The organism is Olleya sp. Hel_I_94 (genome assembly GCF_007827365.1).
GTDB lineage: Bacteria > Bacteroidota > Bacteroidia > Flavobacteriales > Flavobacteriaceae > Olleya.
Genome location: NZ_VISI01000001.1, coordinates 207,914 through 223,543, shown reverse-complemented (window position 1 = coordinate 223,543; position 15,630 = coordinate 207,914). Strand labels below are relative to the sequence as shown.

Genomic DNA, 15,630 nt, shown 5'->3' with positions numbered 1-15,630 from the left:
TTAGTTTTAAATTACTTAAGCAAGTTAATTAAAAACAGATTTATATTTAGACGTTGCATTTATTAAATTAGCAGATAACGATTTTAACCATAGTAATTGGTTGCTTATTAAATGCGCTTCTTGAAGATCTAATAAGGTGTTAGTATCAATCTCAGTCTGACCTGCTTGTATGTCTATATCTCGTTTTTCAGAAAGATTAGCATATTTGTTTTGTAACGTTTGATGTGCTTTATTTACATCATCTACTTCTGTAAAAGGAATAGTTTTATCTTTTTCTAATTTTAAAATCACATGTTTTAAAGTATCTGTAATACCATCGATAATGGTATCAAATTCTTCTGAAGCAGATGTTGTTTTATGATTTAAAATATAACTACCAATAGACGCTACAGCAGATAATATGGTATGATTTAAAGTAACGATATCGTAAATTAAAACCGATTCTTTTTGTTTAGATTTTGGATCTTGTGTTAATCTTTGAAAGGCTGCATTTAGATTACTCATAGCTAAAAAGGCTTCTTTCCTAGAAATTTTATAATCCAGGTTTTTAGCTTCTTTATTATGGTATAACTGTTTAGTAGCCTTTAAATAATTACTGTTAGATGTAATGGCGTTGACTATAACTGCATCTAAATTTTTATATTCCCAACTAGGAAACAATAGGTAATTGGCTAAAACAGCAATGGTTGCTCCAATCACAGTATCAATTACTCTGTATTGGATGACATCAAAAGCATTTGGATCAATTAAAGCATATACAAAAACAATATTAAGTGTAATAAAAGCAGCTCCAGCTTTATAACTTTGTTGGATTAGTGAAAAGGCAAAGGTTAAAGATATTACGGCTAATACCATATATACTACGGTATTTTGAGTAATTAATACAACAGTTGTTGCTATAATAGCTCCAATAATAGTCCCTATAATTCGGTTTTTAGAACGCTCTTTAGTTAAACCATAATTAGGTCTCATAATAACCACAATGGTTAATACAATCCAATAGGCGTTTTTTAAATCAAAAAGGCTTCCTAATAAAAAACCAAATACCATAGCTAAACTCACCCTAAACGCATGTCGTAACATAGGTGATTTTAAGCTAAAATGTTGCCATAAAATATTTAGTCTATAATCCTGAGAGGTTAAAAATTGTTTAGAATCCTGTGTTTTTAAAGACGCTTTAGTGTTGTCTTTAACTTTACTTAAAACGCGTCTAATTGCTTTAACTTCTTGCAATAATTGTTTTTGGTAATCTTGAAGGTTTCTTAGTGTTATTGCACCTTCTCTAGCTTTTGGTAAGGTGATTTCTGTTACATAATCTTCAATAGCACTGTTGGTTTTATCTGTTATTTTAGAAATGGAATCAAAGTCAGGAAGTGTTTCTTTTTTAATTAAAAGTTCTGATAAAGTAATAAGGTGATTTCCTAGTGCTTTATTTAAATCTTTAAAAGGTGTTAAGTATGATTTTTGAAGACCAAATAACGTATCTATTTTAGAATAATCTAAGGTATTTGCTAATGCTAATTCAAAAATATCAACAAGCGATATAAAAATTAAAAGGCGTCTCTCATTGGAGTAGGAACGTCCAGAACGTTTTCGGCCTTCCAGTAGTAGTTCTCTTAAAGTTTCATGCTTTTCACTTATTTGTGTTTGTAGGATAAGTGCTTTTTTAGCATATTTTTCTCGTTTATTGGATTTAGTTAAAAGTTTACCTCTAATTTTTAAATACTGACCAGTTAAAGCTAAGGTATCTGATAATAATTGGTCGTCATCTTTTTTAGGAGCAATCCATTTAGAAAACAGTGACACAAACAAATACCATAAACCTCCAACTCCCATTAAACCAACATGTAAAAAAATAGCTGCAGGATTTGGTTTACTTATAGCTAAAGCTAAAACAATAGATAATAATCCAGAAAATGATATTAAAGAGGCTCTAAAGCCATAAACAGATATTAAACTAATTGCAAAGCTTAACACTGCAATAGCAACTATTAATAAGACAAAAACAGGTTTAGTAATAAAAATAATAAACGTCACTAACATGGTTAGTACTATACTAATTAGTATCCCATTTATTTTACGTCTTAAACTACCAGGAACATCACTTGGCGCATTTAAAAAAGCACCAACAGCTATGGAAGGTGCATAGACAAATAAGTCTATAGCACTAAAGATTACTAAAGGTAATACAGCAGCAATGGTAAGTACAACGCCTCTGTAAAAGCTTGAGCCTTTTAGGAACAATTCGATTGTTTTTAACTGTGTCTTTAGCTTGTTTTGCATTTAAGCAAAGGTAGTTTTTAATGTGAATTGGCTAGATTAATCTTGTGTTAATTATAATTGAAGCAATCCAAAGTCCTTTAATTTTTGCATTTGTTTAGAAAACCAAAAGAGTTCAAAATCTTCAAATTGGGACTCAAAATCTTGTTTTAATGCTGAAAATGAAAGCGCTTTTCCTGTGGTTGGTTTTAAGGTTTCAAGCGTATCTAGCAACCATTCGCCTTCAGGCTTGTTGACTGTAATTTGAAGTCGATCCGTTTTATCATGAAACGTTAGCTCCAACAATTCATTTACAAACCCTTTTTTAGTTTTTGTGTATTCTCTAACTAAAGGTAAATGACCTAACCAAACTATTTTTGCAGTTGGCTTAGTTGTTAAGCTAGCTGGTGTGTTTAAGCAATCCTCAATGTAATAAGGTGTAATTGTACTTTGCGGAATGTCAAAATCAAACCATTCTTGTAAGTCCATATCAAAGCCAATACCATGCATAAAATTAAATAGCGATTTTTTTAAACCGAAACTAAACATATTATGGTCAATGCCAGTTTTGTCTGTAAAATCAATATCATTATTTGCAAATGTAATAGACTTGTAGTTTGGTGTAACACCATAATCTGATGGATTTAACCCAATAGGACTGTGTGCTGTTAACGCAAATTGATGCCAAAATCCAGATTGTATAATACCTAACTCAAATAACTGTCTGACCATCTCTAAACTATCAACGGTTTCTTGTATTGTTTGTGTAGGATAACCATACATTAAGTAGGAGTGAACCATAATGTTAGCTTGTGTAAAGTTACGTGTAACTTGTGCGACTTGCTCCACAGTCACACCTTTATCAATTAGCTTTAATAGTCTGTCTGATGCTACTTCTAAACCTCCTGAGACTGCAATACAACCTGAGGCTTTTAGTAAGTAACATAAATCTTGTGTAAAGTTTTTTTCAAACCTGATGTTGGTCCACCATGTAACGGTTAATTGACGCTTTAAAATCTCTAAAGCTAAGGCTTTCATTAATGCAGGAGGAGCAGCTTCGTCCACAAAATGAAATCCGTTTTCTCCTGTTTGTGCAATTAGCTGTTCCATTCTGTCTACTAAAAGTGCAGCAGCAATGGGTTCGTAAATCTTGATATAATCTAAAGATATGTCACAAAAGGTACATTTTCCCCAATAACAACCATGCGCCATAGTTAGTTTGTTCCAACGTCCATCACTCCATAAACTGTGCATTGGATTAGCAATTTCAATAACCGAAATATAATCTTCTAAGAATAAATCTGAGTAATCTGGTGTGCCAACTTGTAGTTGTTTGTAATCTGGACGTGTGGTGTTGTTTTTATAAACGACTTTTCCATCTTCTAAAAGGAAGGTGCGTTTGTATTGTTTTTCTTTCCTATTGAGATCAACGTTTATTGTAGTACTTCGACTGCGCCCAGCACGACCGTTGTTATTACTATTTTGGTCTTTGTTTTCTATATTGGTTTCGGAAGTACTATTATTGTTGTGAGGTTGACATACGTTTTGGTGCAATAACTCAATTGGCAGTTCACCATCATCTAAGGTAATAAAGTCAAAAAAGTCAAAAACACGTGTGTCTGTTACTTGACGTAATTCGGTATTAGGAAAACCTCCACCAATTGCTATTTTAATTTCAGGATAATTGGCTTTTATAAATTGTGCGCATCTAAACGCACTGTATAAATTCCCTGGAAAGGGAACCGAAAAACAAATTAACTTTGGTTGTACCGTTTTTAGTTTGTCTTCTAAAATGGCTAGCGTTAGGTTGTCTATAAATGTTGGTTTATTTTGTAAGCTATCGTATAGCTCGTCAAACGCATTGGCACTTTGTCCTAAACGCTCAGCATATCTGCTAAAACCAAAATTAGGATCGATACACTCAATAATAAAATCCGATAAATCCTCAAGATATAAGGTTGCTAAATGCTTGGCTTTATCCTGCATTCCCATTTCGCCAAAAGCCCAATCCATATCTTCTAGCTGTTCAAATCTAGACGCTTGAGGTAGAAAATTTGTGGTGCATATTTGTCTTGCTAAGGTTTGATTTTTACCTTGAAGAAACAAAATTATAGCATCTAAAGGCTGTAAATAATCTGCTTTTAACGTGTAAATACGTTGACAGTTTTCAGTTGAAATAGAATCGTTTTCTATTGCTAAATCAAAAAGTTTTTCAAATGTTTTTTTACTGAATAATTCTAAAATCACCTCAATCCCTAAATCCATCTGAAAGGCAGAAACACCTATCGTATTTAAAAATCCTTTTAAATAGGCAGTTGCAGGATAAGGCGTGTTTAATTGCGTAAAAGGAGGCGTTATTAGTAAAAGATCTTTCAAAAAAATGGCTTTAAAAATAGATTGCAGCAAAGATAAGTTAATGTAGCTTATCGGTTTTGTGTTCTATTAGTTTTTTATAAAAGCAGCTAGTTTTTGACGTTTTTTAAGTGGAATCGCATCATTATTTATAATTAAAGCTAATTGAGATTGGTCTTTTTGTTTCGCAAAAATTAAGGTGAATAATTGCGCTGTGGTTAAGCTCTCTGTTGCAGCTTGTACCAAGATCATTTTATCTCCAGGTTTTATCAAGCCTTCTTCCAAAACACGAACGTAAGTTCCTGGTCGTGCATGCTTAATAAATTGTTTAAGAATTGTTTGCGTACCAAAACGGATGCCTAATTTAAAACAAGGTTCTCTGGGTTGCGTGACTTGCACTAAAGCAGTGCCAATTTTATAAATATCACCAACAGTTATTTTAGTTTCGTCTAGACCTTTAACGGTTAGGTTTTCGCCAAAAATCCCGTAATTAAAATCTAAATTTGGATATAAGTTTTGCCAATACGCATAATGGTCTTCCGAAAATAAATAGCAGGCTTTAAAAATGCCACCATGATGTTTGCGGTCAGAGACCTCATCGCCTTTAACGTCTTCTTTTTCTAGATAAATACCTGCTGGAGTTGGGCTTTTATAAATTCCTGTGGTTTGTGTTTTTCCATTCCAGACAATAGTTGTTGGTTTTGCTATGTTGGTAGACGTGATTTCCATAAACTTTAATTACTATTAAAATACCAAAAAGGGATATTTAAAAGTGTTGTTTTAATAAACGCACTATCCTTTTTAACCAGTCTGTTTATAGTTAACACGTGTTTGCCTTCTGTAATGTTTTTTAAAGATAAAACGGTTTCAAAACCCTGTTGGTTATTATTGTGTTTAGCATAAATAAAGTCAGGATTATTATAATCTAAACTGTCTATTTTAAAACTATAAATATTAGATAGCGTTTGCATATAATCTGCTTTAAGACGGTCTCGGCTGTTTTTTGCAATCATTTGATTGGTAGAGGTAAAAATATCCGATTTTAAGCCACGTTTATCCTCTTCTGGTTTAAGGGATTTGTTGTACTCAAAAATAACGTCTTCAATGTCATTTTGGTATTCTAAAAATACAGGTAAATAGTTGGTGTTTATTATTTTAGAAGGAATAGAAGCATCTGAAATAAATACGCCTTTTTCTGTGATGTTTTCGTCATAATTACTAGCATTAGCAGTAAAACTATTGGAATCATCCACTGCTGAAAAATAGTTGGAACGATTATAATTATAGGAAGCTAGTAGCATTATAACAAAATAAATAGGAATTAAAGTGAAACTTAGTCGTTTACCAAAACGATTATCCAAAAAATTATGGACCAAAGGACGATATAAAAACGACAACGTTAAATAGCTAAATACCCAATAAAACGGAAAGTAAATTTTTGCTAACCATTTGTTTTTTTTAAGATAGCCTTGTGTGACAAAATCTAAAAAAGTAAGCAGCATCCCAATAAGTATAAAAAACAATAATACCATGCCTATTACAAATAACAAAAAGTGTTGATTTTCGTGATTACGAAGAAACAGATAGGCAATTGCAACAATACTTCCAATAACAATAAATACGGATAGTATGTAAAAAATCAGCAGAAATGAAACCGCAAAAAGGATACTACAATAATCCTCTAGTTTTGCAATATACTTATCAAAAGAGCCTACTTTTTTACGTAAATAACGGTCAAATTTAGGTCTGTAATTTAATTTTTTATAGTCTATATCTCCTGAGACGTAACGCAATCCTAAGGCACCAATCCATAAACCTCTTAGTATAACATGAAGTAATAATGTAAATAGTAAAATAGAACAAGAGATAAGCGCAATCATTAAGATTGTGGTTAAATACGAGTTACTTTCGTTTTGAGAAATATTAAAATATAACTCTAAGGGTTCAAAAGCTTGTGATAATCCATAAATAGAAAACCCAGAAATAATTAATTCTAACTGCCAACTTTCTTGTTGTAGTTTGTCTAGCCAAGCTTTAAAAGCTTTGGATCTATAATTATTTTGCATGGTATTACTCTGGTTGGTTTTTGTAAATATAGAGTAAATATTGAAAAACTACTTTTCGTTATTTAAAATAGTAGCAACTGCTTGTTTGTATTTTACAGGATTACTAGCTTTTTTAATGGCTTTATAAGTTTTTTGAGGATTAGAAAACGACTGCGAGAAAAACTCCCAAAAGCCTAACATTTTCATTTTTATTGGTGTTGGACCAGAAAGGTAGTCGTCGTACTGTTGGTAAATTGTATCATGAAACTGACTAAAAATCTCCCAACGGTCTTTAGGATATGTTGTGGTGTTATTTTTAATCATACTTGGTAAAAACGGATCTGCAATTAGTCCTCGACCAATCATAAAATGATCAATACTAGGGAAGCGTGCTTCCATAGCTTTAAAACTTTCTACAGACGTAATATCACCATTGTAATATAACTTGTGTTTTGTGCCAGTAATACAAGGCTCAAACGCCTCTAAATCTACTGGTCCTTTGTATAGTTGCTTGCCAATTCTGGCATGTATTGCAATGTTTTTTAGTGGATAGCTATCTAGGATAGGGAAGGTGTCTAAAATTTCGGCAGCATGTTCATAACCCATTCTCATTTTCATGGAAACCGTTATGTCGCTCTCGTTATGTGCACGCTTTAAAATCTCGTCAATTTTTGTTGGATTACATATTAAACCAGAACCCATTCCGGATTTAGTAACCATTGGATAAGGACAGCCTAAATTCCAGTTTAACTCTTTATAACCTAAACTTTGGACATAATTTACGACAAACATAAACTCGTCAGCATCATTTGTCATAACTTGCGGAATCACATTTAAAGTCGTGTTATTTTCCGGTTGTAAATCTAATTGATACGATTGCTTAATTTTTAGCTTTCCGTTAAGTCTAATATAAGGTGCATAAAACGTATCGATACCACCAAAATAATGATGAAACGCGTTACGGAATCTAAAATCCGTAAAACCTTGTAAAGGAGAAGAGAGTAATGTAATTGACATTTAAATGTAAAACAGGTAATATTAATTAGGCAAATATACCTTCAATTAATTAGAATTTAGCGGTTTTAAAAAAACCTAAGAATAGAATTAAATTTTACCCTTTAAAAATCAGTTAAAATTACTCAACATCAGGGAGTTTGTAGCTTTTGTAAGCACCTAAAATCCCGAATACAGATAAAATTAAAACCACACCTTCAATAGATATTGACGATACTAAAGCACTTAAGCCACCAGTAAATAATAAAATTACACCAATAACAGTATTACTAACAGAAACGTAGTCTGTACGTTGGTTGCCTTTAGCCATATCTACAATGTAAGTTTTACGACCTAGTCGGACGCCTCCATGAGCAATTCCTAAAATAAAAAAAGCTACAGGATATAACCAAACTAGACTTCTAACAGTATCAAAATAGGTAATTATAAAAAATAATATAATCCCTAATCCAGACGCAATTAATACAGCAATTGCCATCACATTTTTACTGGATTTGTCAGCTAGTTTTCCCCAAGTTGGCGAGCTTATAATGGATGCGATTCCTTTGGCTATAATAAACAATCCAAGCAAATAAACTTCCTTGCCAATGTATTTTTGCGCTAATAAGATGTAGTAAGGAGCTGTTAAAGCAGAACATAATAATAGCGATCGTGCGATTACAAAATCTCTAAAATGCGCATCTTTTTTTAATAGTTTTAATTTTGAAATAAAAGACGTTTTGTCGTTGTCCGAAGCATCAGTATCTTCTGGAAACTCCTTAATTCTAGAATAAATTACAGCAGCAATTAACCACATTGCCGAAGCAAAAAAGATTAAATAGCTATAAAAGGTAATGGTTTGTTCGCTTTTAGATTGGTATAAAATAAACAATCCAGCAGCAAGTACTAAGATTCCAGAAACAGATACAGTGTAACCTTTAAGTTTTCCGCGTCTTGTTTTAGGAATGGTTTTTCCAGTCACATCTTTTGACGATAACGAGCAAATACTTCTGGACAAACTAAATATTATAACAGCTATTATAATTAGCCATCCAGCAGTAGTGCCTTCAAAATTTAAGGCTATAAAACCAATAGATGCAATTGCTAAAAATTGTAAAAAGGAACCTAAAACCCAAATCCATTTTCTAACAGGTTGTTTTTTGACATATTTTGATAAAAATACCTGCGGAACCATAGAACCTGATTCTCTAATAGGAACAATTAAACTAATTAAATATACAGGCGCACTAACATAACTCATCAACCATGTTAATACCGTTTTTGGATTGCTTAATGTGTCTCCTAATTTGGTAAACACACTACTAAAAATCAGTAAAAAATAGTTTTTTGGTACTGCTTCACAAGCTTGCTCAGTAATGTCTTTACAAACACGTTCTTCCGTTTCGTTGTTTAAAAAGCGATATAGTTTTTCGGTTATGGACAAAAGGTTACTTGCTAAATTGAATTAATAATAATACCACAATAGCTATAATTATAAAGATAATTACAGTGTCTTTAAATTTGCTTGAGGTATCTGATATAATATGACCACTAGTTGTTTTAATAGGATCAGTATCTAAGGTTTCCATGTCTGGGAAATCTGTTGAAATCGTGTGTGGTCTTCCGTCGTAAAAATTAGGATTTTGTTCTAAATTTTCGACTATAATTTTACTTTCATAAAGACCAACATCCAATTGTTCTCTAACGGTTTTAATAGCTTGAAGCTTTTTGCCTTTAGATAATAAATTTAGGATCTTGGCCTTATTGATTTCAATAGCGTTAATAACAATAGTCATTATTACTCAGTTGCAGCTTTTAAAGCATCTAAACCACCAACAACAGGTAACGTTACTGTAGTTTTGTCTAAATCTACGGTTAACTCAGTACCAGGTTTTGGATGGATTGTAAAGTCTTTATCGCTAGAAAATATAATTAATCCTATTTGCTGACCAGCTTTAATAATTTGATCATCTGGTTGTAATTTAAACGTTAAGTCATAAAATTGACCAGGTTTTAAAGGTTCACTTTCGGTTAACGACTTATAGTTTTGAGGGTCAGCCCAACCACGTGTAATAATATTATCTGTTAATACTTTGGCGTCATCTGTATACGGTAACGAGACTAACCAAACCGATAAATTAGCAGCAGGTTTACTACTAGATAAGCTTATGCTAATAGTACTTTCTCCAGATAAATGTAAATCTTGTTTTAAAGTTGGTGTTGCGTATAATAATCTGTGTGTCGAGTTTGATGCTTGCGCATGGTCTTTCCCAGAAATGGTAAAATCGTCTACAAACGTTTCTGTTTTTTGACGTTTGCTAGCTTTTGTAGTTAGCATTCCCATTTGGTTACCACCTTTATTTAAATATAAAGTCACGTCTTTAGCCTCTGGATTTGGATAAGCATCATAAGCAGTTGGTTGATCACGTTTATCGTTTTCTCTAACAATCCAAGCTTGTTTATCATTTTCTACACCATTTTCTACACCATGTAAATAGCGTGTAAACCAACGGTTCATCATAGTCATTGGTGGTGGTCCTCCATGTCCATTTTGGTGGTAGTAAATTTGGGTTGGTAATCCCATTGCTTTAGCCTTTTGGTAAATACGGTTACTATGTTCTGGCATTACATTCCAGTCGTTAAAACCATGAGACATTAATAATGCAGCTTTCATACCATCCATTTGGTTTAGGTAATCACGATCATTCCAGAAGTCGTTTAAATCTCCTGTTTTTCTGTCCATTCCGTTAGCCATTTCTGTGTCTCTAACCGTTTTGTTGTTGTAAGGACGTTTGCTTTCGTCACCACTATGTATAAAGTCATATAACACATCAATATCTTCACCTAAATAACCTCCAGGATGACGCACTAAACCGTTTGATCTGTAGTAGTGATATGATGAGGTATTAGGTGCAATTGGGATAATAGCCTCTAAACCTTCCACTCCAGTTGTTGCTGCAGCTAAAGGTAACGTACCATTGTAGGATGTCCCTGTCATACCAACTTTTCCTGTAGACCAAAAGGCTTTAACCTCTTCATCACCATCAGGTGTTGTGTATCCTTTAACACGACCATTTAACCAGTCAATAACTGCTTTAGGTGCTAAAGCTTCGTTTGGTCCACCAACAGTTGGACTACCTTGCGATAATCCAGTACCTGGAGAAGACGAGTGTACTACAATATAACCACGAGGTACCCATTTAGAGATATGCGAATTTGATATAATTGGACGCTCTCCTAAACGTTTTACTTCAGGATGTGCACGCTCTTGGGTTGGTAACTCACCTAACTCATGCTCTACATTCCACATAATACCAGGAACATCTGGTGCAACTCCAGCAAAATAAGGACTAGTGACATATATTACAGGTAATTTTAAACCTTCAGTATCTGTTTGTTTTGGTCTAGTTACAGACACGTGCACACGATCTAAGGTGTCGTCTCCATCTGTGTTAAATGTAGTTTGTACCCAAAGGTCATGTCTGATGTAGTCTTTGTAGTTGCTAAATCCTTCGACAATTTGCGCTTCTCCATTTTCAAAAACAGGAACCGTTTTGTCTTGTGCAAAACCCATTGTAGCCACTAAAAATAGTGCTGCAAAAAGCCTTGACGTCATGCTTAATGTTGTCATAATAACTGGTTGTAAAGTTTGTTGGTTACAAGTTAGTTATTTTTTATAACACCTAAAGCGCTTAAATGTTAAGGGAATTGTAAATGTTTTAAAGGTGAATTTTGGGTGTTTGTAATTGCGGATTGTTATAAAACCCAATGCTATCCTAAGATTTTAGCGTCTTTTTTTTGACTCTAGATTGAATGTTTTTAAAAATTAAGTAACTTAAAACAACAAGTATAACTACTAATCCAATGGATTTGTAAGCGTTATCGTTTTTAGGGAATCCATTTATGATTAAATCAATTAGGATTGTTAAAACAAGCACTATGTGTAGTACTAATTTTGGAGTGGTGAGTTTCATTTTGGTTTACTTTTTATTATTGAGGAGTGTTGTACTTTTAATTATTAAGTGGAAAGGTCACACCAACAGCAATTGCACCAGCAAATTGTTTAACCGAAGGTTGAAAAAAATATGTAAAGCCTAAATCTACATTGTTGTTTTTTCCTAGTTCTAAACCAAACGCTAACGGAATATGATAAATAATACCACCTTTGTCCACAGCGTCAAAAGCAGTTAAGGTTTTAAAAGATCCTATGGATGTTCCGATACCTAGCTCAAGATAAGGTGCAACCCACGGAATTGGCGCACGTAATCTGGCTTTACCACCAAGCAAAAACGCTTTAGTTTCGGAAACCTCAAAGGTAGGATTGTTGTTTAAATCTTTACCATTAGAGTTTGTAATAATTAAACCAGCGTAAGGTCTTAACTCTAACCAAGATTTTACTTTAAGTACTAATTCGGTTTGTGCAAAAACACCTTTGTCTGCAACGTCTGTAATACTGTTATAAGGTACAGAAATACCATAACCTAGTTGCACATTTAACGATTTGTCTTTGGTTATTTGTGCTTGAGTAACCATTGCAGTTAATACAAGTAGCACTAGGGTAAAGGTGTTTTTTATTTTCATTTTGGTTTGGGTAGTTGATTGTTTTTTTTGGTTTTAATTTTAAACTTTAGTTAGCGACAAGCCATGGTCTTTAACTACAGCTACAATTGTTTTTTTTAGAATAATAATGAAAGATTATTCTGGTCTTTCAGGAATGTAAACCACGTCCACTTTGATTTCATTACCATATGTTACTACTATGGAACATAATACAGAAACACTTTTTCCGTTATGAACAGCAGGTTTCATTATAGGCATTTTTCTAAGTACTCTTAAGATTTCTGCTTGAATGGTTACTTCACAATTTCTCACTTTCATTCCGGTCAGGTTTCCAGAGTTGTCGATTATAAAAAACACATCGACTTGTTTAGGTTCAGAAAGATTTAAATCTTTAGAGACCTTCATGTTAAACTCACGTTTAATAAATGTTGCTATTTTATCGTCAAAACATGCTCTTGTTTCTTCTTTTGAAAGCCCTTCACAACCATTAAATACTGGAGCGCTATCTACATCTTTTAAAATGATACTATCGTCAGACGTATAGACTGCCATACCATCCTCTTGAGAGATTATACTGCATAATCCTAGTAAAGCCTGTTCTTCTGCTTCTGACATATTACCTTGAGCCATCACTTGTTCCTGAACCGCATTAATTTTTGTCATTAAATCACTTTCTGTGGTTTGTAACGTGTTAGATTCTTCTTTACAAGAAAAGCATAGTAGCATAGTAAAAATGGTTAGAATGACCATTATATTTTGGAATCCAAATTTTGTTTTACGATTAGATATGTATTTCATGAGTTTTGATTTTATTGTTGGTTACTGTAATAGTTTATGGTTAGTTGCGTGGATTGGCTACTAATTTAGTAAATAAATCAAAGATAGAAAACCCAAGAGGGTTTAAGTAAGTAGTCTAGTACTAGCATTAAAATATATACAGTGTTAGCCTTCGTTATTTTCGATGTTATTTTGCCAAGCTTTTAATTCAGAAATAAAATTTTCTAATGTTGGGATATAGCTTTGATAAACACATAAATAAAAATATGAGACTTTGTTTTTATAATCTTGACTATTTACAAAATAATCTTTAGCTTGATTATTTATATTAAATTTTACGTAATCAGGAAACCAAGGATAATTATCACTCCAGAATAATAAGTTTCTACTAACGCTGGATTCAATAATTTCCGTTGAGGCTTTAATTTGTATGGTAGCTCTATCGTAAATCCGAATTATATCTACCGAATTTCTATCTCGTAAGTGTAATTTTTTTAATTGATCAATTCCTGTTTTATCAAATTCATATAAAATAAATCCAGTAGCAAGATTTTCTAATCCTTGACCTATATCATTTGAATTTATAGAATCATTTAGAACTTTATGATAGAGATACTCCATATCATTATATTCAGCAATTAGTTTATTTGCAATATTTATATTGTTTTCAATATCTGTATTAATTCTTGCATATATATTATTGATATTTTTTTTATCCTTTTGTTTTTCATTATAGTTGTTAGCTTGAATAGCTAAAAGGACTCCAATAGTGACAAGAATAATTTCTCCAATAGCATAAATCAAATATTTGCTAAATTTATTTTCCGTCAGCATTTTTTGCCTGATTTTTCTAAAGAATTTTATCATTGATTTAGTTGTTGGTCATAATGAAGGCTCACGTGTTTGTGTATGAGTTAGTTGCGTGGTTAAGCGACTAATTTAGCAAATAAAAACCGAATAGAAAATCCGCGAGGATTTATGGAAGTAGGTTATGAGCTAACAATAAATTATACAGGTTGTTGCTCGACGTTTTTATTTTTCAAAATAATTTAAAACTTTGTATTCAATTGTTGTGTTTGTGGCTTTAATAATTTCAATGCGCATGCCACGAAAACCAATAATTTTATTCTCTGATAAATCATACTGCACTTCTTGCGTAAAAGCAGGTCTAGCATAATCATTTATATATTCGCGATAAATAAATTTAAGTGCATTACCAACACGACCATTATAAATGAATTCTTTTTTAAAATAATCTTTATGCTTTGTTCTTACTTTAATGTGAATGTAGTCTATTTGTTCTTTTGGTTTTATTAATGTTAGTTCATTATAATTAGTTCCGGTTGAGTAAATGCCATCAATAATGCTTTTAAAGTAAATCAATGGGTTTTCCCCATTTATAGGAATCGCAACGCCAAATTCTGAATTAGAAGCACTTCCATAAAAATCATAATCATTGGTATTATATTTATGGATAAATATTTGACCTTTTTCAATTACTTTTAAAACGCCATCTGGTTTAATACTAAATGTTTTTACTATTTCAATAGCATCATTTTGATACCCATTTTCTTTATAAACAACAAAGCTTCCAATTTCAGAGGTTTTAATTTTATTTAATTCTGGTAGTAGTTTTGTATACGTTTCAGGTGCAACGATATTTTTTTTAACTCCAGCACATGATATAAACATCATTGAAAAAATGAAAAGTAATAATCGTGTATTCATAATATTTTTTAAAAGCATCACAACGTGATTGTATTATGGTCTTTTATGTGTTTGAGAATCTAATTTAATAAATAAAAACCGAATAGAAAATCCGAGAGGATTTTTGTGAGTAGGTTAGAACTAGCAATAAATTATATGCGGTGTTGTATGCAGTTTTTATTCATAAATACTATTCAATAAAGGCAATTTTTTCGAAGTTGTTTTCACTATGAATGAACTTCAAAGCTTTAAATTCCGAGTCATAAAGAAAACTATGAGTTCTTTCTTTACTGCTATATCTTTTGTCAGTCCAAATAGGTATTAAGTTTAATTCTGATTTGACTTCAATCTCGTTTTCACAAAAAGCAAAGTATAATTCTTGTAAACTAAAACTTATTAGACATTCTTCTATTCCAAAATTCAATTTTCTATAATCAGATAAATTACTTTCTGTGTAAAGCCAATGTTCATTGGTATACAATTCGTTCGTTTTTTTGTGCACAGCAATATTCCAATTTCCAGAGTTTTCAGAAATAAAATTAGTCAATTCAGAGTTAGTTCTGTTTTGTTGAATTTCTAAGTGGTCTTGATGATTGTTTTTAGGAATTGATGAACCAAAATTCATTGCGTAATCCAATAAATCTGGATTTAATTCAGAAATCAAATTAGAGTTTTCCAATTCGTGAAAAGTTAAATTTAATTCCTTAAAGAGTAAGTTATGTAAGTCGTTTAAATTCTCTATCACAATGTTTTTTCAAATTGCATACAACGTTGTTGTATAAGATTAGTTGCGTGTTTTATGCACTAAAGTTAATAAATAAAACACAGATTTAAAGTCTGCGAGAACTTTCGTAAAAAAGCTAAAACCAGCAATTAATTTTATACGGTGTTGGCAGTAGGTGTTTTGTTCAGATGTTCTAAATGTTAAAAAGGTAGC

Annotated in this window: 14 protein-coding genes; all 14 read right to left on the bottom strand. The window is 32.1% G+C overall.

Annotated elements, in window-relative coordinates; genetic code table 11:
- Positions 1 to 24: 24 nt before the first annotated feature.
- Entirely contained in the window at positions 25 to 2,283 is a 2,259-nt protein-coding gene (locus JM82_RS01040; protein WP_145000420.1) for an FUSC family protein, read from the bottom strand.
- A gap of 51 nt (positions 2,284 to 2,334) precedes the next feature.
- Positions 2,335 to 4,635, bottom strand: coding sequence for a B12-binding domain-containing radical SAM protein (locus JM82_RS01035; protein ID WP_145000418.1), 2,301 nt, complete (start codon positions 4,633 to 4,635; stop codon positions 2,335 to 2,337).
- 66 nt (positions 4,636 to 4,701) lie between these two features.
- Positions 4,702 to 5,340 (bottom strand): MOSC domain-containing protein, encoded by a 639-nt coding sequence (locus JM82_RS01030; protein WP_145000416.1) that lies wholly within the window; start codon positions 5,338 to 5,340, stop codon positions 4,702 to 4,704.
- A 5-nt stretch (positions 5,341 to 5,345) separates the two neighbouring features.
- Positions 5,346 to 6,677 (bottom strand): hypothetical protein, encoded by a 1,332-nt coding sequence (locus tag JM82_RS01025; RefSeq protein ID WP_145000414.1) that lies wholly within the window; start codon positions 6,675 to 6,677, stop codon positions 5,346 to 5,348.
- A 48-nt stretch (positions 6,678 to 6,725) separates the two neighbouring features.
- Positions 6,726 to 7,673 carry a tRNA dihydrouridine synthase gene (locus JM82_RS01020; RefSeq protein ID WP_145000412.1) on the bottom strand — a complete coding sequence of 316 codons (948 nt, stop codon included), beginning with the start codon at positions 7,671 to 7,673 and terminating at the stop codon, positions 6,726 to 6,728.
- Between the two features lie 118 nt (positions 7,674 to 7,791).
- Positions 7,792 to 9,093 (bottom strand): MFS transporter, encoded by a 1,302-nt coding sequence (locus JM82_RS01015; RefSeq protein ID WP_261375228.1) that lies wholly within the window; start codon positions 9,091 to 9,093, stop codon positions 7,792 to 7,794.
- A gap of 4 nt (positions 9,094 to 9,097) precedes the next feature.
- Entirely contained in the window at positions 9,098 to 9,445 is a 348-nt protein-coding gene (locus JM82_RS01010; protein ID WP_145000410.1) for a hypothetical protein, read from the bottom strand.
- A 2-nt stretch (positions 9,446 to 9,447) separates the two neighbouring features.
- The gene (locus JM82_RS01005; RefSeq protein ID WP_409994617.1) at positions 9,448 to 11,280 is read right to left on the bottom strand and encodes a Xaa-Pro dipeptidyl-peptidase; all 1,833 of its coding nucleotides are present in this window, start codon (positions 11,278 to 11,280) and stop codon (positions 9,448 to 9,450) included.
- A gap of 145 nt (positions 11,281 to 11,425) precedes the next feature.
- Entirely contained in the window at positions 11,426 to 11,623 is a 198-nt protein-coding gene (locus JM82_RS01000) for a hypothetical protein (protein WP_145000409.1), read from the bottom strand.
- Positions 11,624 to 11,660: 37 nt separating this feature from the next.
- Entirely contained in the window at positions 11,661 to 12,230 is a 570-nt protein-coding gene (locus tag JM82_RS00995; RefSeq protein WP_261375226.1) for a hypothetical protein, read from the bottom strand.
- 114 nt (positions 12,231 to 12,344) lie between these two features.
- Complete coding sequence (locus tag JM82_RS00990) at positions 12,345 to 13,007, bottom strand: hypothetical protein (RefSeq protein ID WP_261375224.1); 663 nt, start codon at positions 13,005 to 13,007, stop codon at positions 12,345 to 12,347.
- A gap of 144 nt (positions 13,008 to 13,151) precedes the next feature.
- Complete coding sequence (locus JM82_RS00985) at positions 13,152 to 13,853, bottom strand: hypothetical protein (RefSeq protein WP_145000407.1); 702 nt, start codon at positions 13,851 to 13,853, stop codon at positions 13,152 to 13,154.
- Between the two features lie 165 nt (positions 13,854 to 14,018).
- Entirely contained in the window at positions 14,019 to 14,714 is a 696-nt protein-coding gene (locus JM82_RS00980) for a hypothetical protein (protein ID WP_145000405.1), read from the bottom strand.
- 169 nt (positions 14,715 to 14,883) lie between these two features.
- Positions 14,884 to 15,372 (bottom strand): hypothetical protein, encoded by a 489-nt coding sequence (locus JM82_RS00975; RefSeq protein ID WP_145000403.1) that lies wholly within the window; start codon positions 15,370 to 15,372, stop codon positions 14,884 to 14,886.
- Positions 15,373 to 15,630: the final 258 nt, after the last annotated feature.